This window comes from Mucilaginibacter sp., from assembly GCF_028287845.1.
Taxonomy (GTDB): domain Bacteria; phylum Bacteroidota; class Bacteroidia; order Sphingobacteriales; family Sphingobacteriaceae; genus Mucilaginibacter.
The window spans coordinates 1-4173 of record NZ_JAQBOW010000090.1 but is presented as its reverse complement, the minus strand read 5'-3'; the positions used below and the strand labels follow the sequence as shown (position 1 = coordinate 4173).

Sequence of the window (4173 nt, the reverse complement as noted above, 5' to 3'; positions counted from 1 at the left end):
GAAATGAGGTGAACTGGACAAATTCAAACGGCGCATCAAACCCGGCATGGAACGGCGGCAACTGCGGGGTGGTTGAAGGATGGGATAATAATATATGGAACTCAAAAATAAGTTCCGACATTTTACCAAATGCTTTGATACGTCCTTAAATTATAAGGCATCTATCCCGAAACTACCGGTCGTAATGTCAATTAATTATACTTGTTTTTAAAGTCGCTGTCAGTTCTTCGGCAGGAGCGCTTGTGCTACATCAATTTTTGTTTTGGTTGCCCGAAAGTAAATAGCCCCCACATTTTTAATTGTACGCAAACGTTATAAATATCGATAGGAATAATGATGCCACTTTGTCCATATAGTAATAACCAACAGCGGAACATAGGTGATCTTTAACATGTTCACTTTATTAAGAAAAGAAGCTTTCGTACAAACTTATATTTATTCATAATTTCATGTTAAAACATGAATAAATCAATTTTAAACTAAATTACGCGCATTAAGAGAAAAAATTAAATACTACTTTAATTTTTTCTCTTATATATTATGTTTTTAATCAATTACCGAAATAAAATAACACATATAAGGCTAGATGGTAATAAAAAAATAAATATTTAATTAATAGATTAGAAACTTTTCTAAATCACGCATGTTTATCTATTGTGAATTTAATTGTTTAATTAATTAATCTTTAATCAAAAATGACCATGAAAACATCTATCCTTTCTGCCCTTGTTTTAGGGTGCCTATTAAACTTGTCTCTTAACAGCTGTAAAAAACTTCAATCCGCCGCCCCCGGCGGGGCATCAAATGGAACAAATAATGGAAACAATAATGGAAATAATAATGGGAGCAACGCGGCAGCTGTTAATCCTGTAACCGCTACTACCATATGCAATTATACTTTTAACGACACCACGCTTACGAACCATGCCTGGACCAAAGCATTTGACGATAGTTTTACCGGAGACCTGTCTAAATGGCATGCCTATACCGGCGGTGAAGCTAATGAAGTAATGTGTTACGAACCGGCAAATGCCAAAATAGTAAATAGCGAGCTGCAGATAGCGGCAATAAAAGAAAATGTAACCGGCCCCGCAACAATAGGAGGTTCAACTCAGCAAAATTTCAGCTATACATCGGCCGCGATAGTAAGCAATCAGCAATTTTCTGCAAACACCTCAACGCCAAAAGTAATGATAGTTGCCAAGGTTCAAATAGCTGCTGGTTATGGCCTTACATCTTTATTTAACAGCTATGGGCAAAACTGGCCCACAAATGGCCAGATCAACTTTTTCCAGGTGGAAGGAAATTTTCCTAAAGTAATCGCCACCAATTATTACTATGGTTCTCAACCAACGGTAAATACTGTAGTAGGAGGCTTCCAGTATAACCCTACTGACGCGGACCTTTCAAGCTGCTATCATGTTTATATGACAGAATGGAGCCAAAGTACGATCAAATATTATCTGGACGGCAAATTGATTGAAACAAAAAGCGGTGCTGATGTTGCCCAACTTTTTAATAAGCAACAGGTTCTTAGTTTAAGTTTGCCTATTGGCGGCCTTTATTACGACAATTTTGTACCTGCAAACATCCAGGTTGGTACAATGCACGTTAGCTATGTTAAGGTATTTACCTCAAATTAAATGTGCTATATTATACCCAGCTCTTAGGATTTGTTAATTCCTGCCGAGCTTTAAAGAAGTAACCCAGCAAATAAAAAACCCATTAACTATTACGGTTGATGGGTTTTTATTGTTAACAACGAGCTAAAGAAACGGAGTTTATCAATATTTGCTCTTAAGCAACTAATTGACTTTTATCCAAACTTTTATTCAAAAAATCTTTGTAAACTAATTTAATACCATCCTCAAGTTTGGTATGATGTTGCCAACCTGCGTTGGCAAGTTTGGTAACATTCACTAATTTTCGCGGAGTGCCATCAGGTTTCGATGTATCAAATTGTATTTCACCAGTATAGCCGATAATTTTCTTGATTAGTTGCGCCAGGTCCTTTATAGATATTTCCACGCCAGAACCAATGTTAATTATGCCAGGTTCATTATAGGTTTGCATTAAATAAAAGCAGGCTTCAGCCAAATCACCTGCGAACAAAAACTCACGAAATGGCGAACCTGTTCCCCAAATAGTTACAGCAGAAGTATTACCCTCTTTTGCCTCGTGAATACGGCGTATTAAAGCCGGAAGCACGTGCGAATTTTGGGGATGATAGTTATCATTATAGCCATACAGGTTGGTTGGCATTACTGATATATAATTACATCCATATTGGTCACGATATGCATCGCACATTTTTATGCCTGCTATTTTTGCTATCGCATAGGGCTCGTTTGTGGATTCCAACGAACCTGTAAGCAAATATTCTTCTTTCATGGGTTGCGGGGCAAGCTTGGGGTAAATACAACTTGAACCTAAAAACAACAATTTTTTAACTCCGTTGAGATAGGAGTTATGTATTATATTGTTTTGAATTTGAAGATTATCATACAAAAATTCGGCACGGTAGGTATTATTTGCAATAATACCCCCCACTTTGGCAGCCGCTAAAAAAACATAATCGGGTTTTTCACTTACAAAAAAATCAGAAACCTGTTTCTGATCCCGTAAATCGAGCTGATATGAACTATAGGTTATCAAATTATCAAACCCTTCTTTAACCAGTTTGCTGTGTATAGCCGAACCTACCATACCGTTATGGCCCGCTATGTATATTTTGTCTTTTTTTTCCATTTCAACTTAAATTATTCATTAATTTTTAATAATTCATGGTTAATAAACAGCGGTAATGTTATTATGTTTGAGCATAATATTACGATTTATTCTGTAGATTATAAAAAAAATTACTTTCAAAGAAACATTATTTCAAATAATTGGTTTTTAATATATAAATAACTATACAATGAAAAAGATATCCTTATTATTGATGCCATTTCTCTTTTTTGCGGCATGTAAAAAAGACCATCTATCGGGGTCTACCACAGGCGATTCCCGGAAAACCGATACGCTGCAGGGGGCCATTACTGCAGACCGTACCCTTGACGGTAATAAAAATTATGTCCTTAAAGGGCAGGTGTATGTAAAGAATAATGCTACGCTCACCATTCCCGCCGGAATTACAGTGTATGCCCAGGTAAATAGCCAGCGTTCAGGTAAAAGCGCGATGGTAATAACACAGGGTGCTAAATTGTATATTAATGGCACAGCTGATAAGCCTGTTGTATTTACCTCATCAGCTAGCACAAAAACACCGGGCGATTGGGGGGCGCTTATTTTATTGGGCAAGGCCCCTACCAATGTTGGTACGGGTAATGTAGCAGGTTTACCTATAACCACAGATACCCAATATGGCGGGAATGTTACAGCCGATAATTCCGGCGCGATCAATTATTTAAGGTTAGAATACACCGGGGGCATCAATCCTCCGGCGGAAGATGAGTGGGCGGTTGATAAAGCAAGCGGCCTGGTTATGGCGGGGGTTGGCTCTGGTACCAAGATAGATAATGTAATGATAAAATACTCAAATGATGACAGTTTCCAATTTGTAGGGGGCACAGTAAATGCAACCCACCTGATTAGTTATAATTGCGGAGATGATGATTTTGATTTTGATTTGGGCTATGAAGGAAATCTTCAGTTTTTAATTGGTTACCGTACCCAGGCGTCTTCACAAGCACTTCGTGCAAATGGATTCGAAAGCTATAATGATTCTATACCCACTACCAATACACCTTTAACCCGGCCGGTGGTTTCCAACATGACCATTATAGGTCCGAATGGGGCGCCGGTAACTAAAACTAACTTGAACCAGGGCGTATATATGCGCAAAGGGACCAGGCTTGTTATAAGGAATTCGATAATTTCCGATTATCCCGAAGGCGCTTTTATGGTTTGTCCAAGAACACGGCCGGTAATATTAGCCGATGACAATGCCGAGTTCAGGAGTAATTTGGTGCAGACTGACACGCTCGCACGGACATTTTGTTATGACCAAGGCTTGACCACATCTGTCCCCGATCCTGAATTGACGGTCTTTGAGACTAATTCGGTCAATAATAACACCATTCTAACATTAGCAACTGATTTTAAGCTAACAAGGATGTATGGCAATGGCGCACCCGACCTTACCCCTGCCTTCGGATCGCCGGCTTTATCGGG

The 4173-nt window shown here is 38.6% G+C and carries 3 protein-coding genes; 2 read left to right on the top strand and 1 reads right to left on the bottom strand.

What is annotated here, in order from left to right:
- Nucleotides 1–701 precede the first annotated feature (701 nt).
- Entirely contained in the window at nt 702–1643 is a 942-nt protein-coding gene (locus tag JWP71_RS08775; protein WP_299498720.1) for a family 16 glycosylhydrolase, read from the top strand.
- Between the two features lie 154 nt (nt 1644–1797).
- Here the strand turns inward: JWP71_RS08775 and JWP71_RS08770 are convergent, their stop codons facing one another.
- Nucleotides 1798–2748: a GDP-L-fucose synthase gene (locus tag JWP71_RS08770; RefSeq protein WP_299498718.1), complete on the bottom strand. Its 951-nt coding sequence runs from the start codon at nt 2746–2748 to the stop codon at nt 1798–1800.
- 169 nt (nt 2749–2917) lie between these two features.
- On the opposite strand from JWP71_RS08770, the gene JWP71_RS08765 reads away from it, so the two are divergent.
- Nucleotides 2918–4173: hypothetical protein (locus JWP71_RS08765; RefSeq protein WP_299498716.1), on the top strand; the 1256-nt coding region annotated here is incomplete at its 3' end.